General features: G+C 65.7%; 1 protein-coding gene. It reads left to right on the top strand.

The features are described from left to right. The first annotated feature begins 45 nt into the window (after positions 1 to 45). Entirely contained in the window at positions 46 to 1,284 is a 1,239-nt protein-coding gene (locus ACZ5XZ_RS38965; protein WP_468987193.1) for an IS30 family transposase, read from the top strand. Positions 1,285 to 1,315: the final 31 nt, after the last annotated feature.

The raw sequence follows: 1,315 nt of genomic DNA, 5'->3' as shown, positions 1-1,315 counted from the left end.
CTTAGGTTCTAGTGGTCGTTGCAACACCCCAGCACAAGGGGTGCGATGGACTTCGAGATCCGGCAGAAACGGACGGTCGCTCAGGGGCCCAAGAGGCTGATCCGCGAGCGAGAGCAATACTTCCGTTTCGTGAGTCAGGGCTACAGCAACAAAGAGGCATCCCGGCTGGTCGGCGTCAACGAACGGACAGGCCGTGAGTGGCGCAACGGCCGGGATGCCCCTGACAGGTTCAGGCCGCCCGCCCGGTCGTCGCTGCGGACGCCTGTCCCCACCGCATCAGGCCGGTATCTGAGCCAGGGCGAGCGCCTCTACATCGCTGACCGACTGCGGGACAAGGCTTCCCTCCGCGTGATCGCTGCGGAACTGGGCCGAAGCCCTTCCACCATCAGCCGCGAGATACGCCGCAACCGCACCCTCGTGCGAGGGAACCAGCATCGCTATGGGCCCTATGTTGCTCAGAGTCGCACCGACGCCCGTCGGCCTCGGCCCAAGCCCGGGAAGATGAGTCTCAACCCGCGCCTGCGGAACTACGTTCAGGACGGCCTGGACAAGCGGTGGAGCCCGGAACAGATAGCCCACCAGCTCCGCCGGGACTTCCCCGACGACTGGGAGATGCGCGTGACGCACGAGACCATCTACCAGGCTCTCTACGTCCAGGGCCGCGGAGAACTGCGAAGAGAGCTGACCAGGGCCCTGCGCACCGGCAGAGCCAGGCGCAAGCCCCACCGCCAGTCCACCAAGCGCCGGCCGCGTTTCACGGCACCGATGCTGATGATCAGCGAGCGTCCCGCCGAGGCAGTGGACCGAGCCATCCCGGGACACTGGGAAGGCGATTGCATCGTCGGTCTCGGCCACCGCTCCGCGATCGGCACGCTGGTCGAACGCTCCACTCGCTTCCTGATGCTGGTCCACCTGCCCGACGGGCATCGAGCCGAGCACTTCCACCACGCCTTGGCCGACACCGTCAAGACACTGCCACCCCAGCTCAAGCGGTCTCTGACCTGGGACCAGGGCAACGAGATGGCAGGCCACCAGGACTTCTCCACCGCCGCGAACATGCCGGTCTACTTCTGCGATCCCGGCAGCCCCTGGCAGCGCGGCTCCAACGAGAACACCAACGGTCTGCTGCGGCAGTACTTCCCCAAGGGCACCGACCTGGCCGTCCACACCCGCGATCACCTCGACGCCGTCGCCGCCGAACTAAACGGTCGCCCACGCAAGACGCTCGGCTGGGAAACACCAGCCGAGCGTCTATCTAAACTGCTCACCACCACACGTCAGTGATCACGTGTTGCGACGATCCCTTGAATCCAAG

The organism is Streptomyces sp. NPDC033270 (genome assembly GCF_055576575.1).
This window is presented reverse-complemented; position numbering and strand designations above follow the sequence as displayed.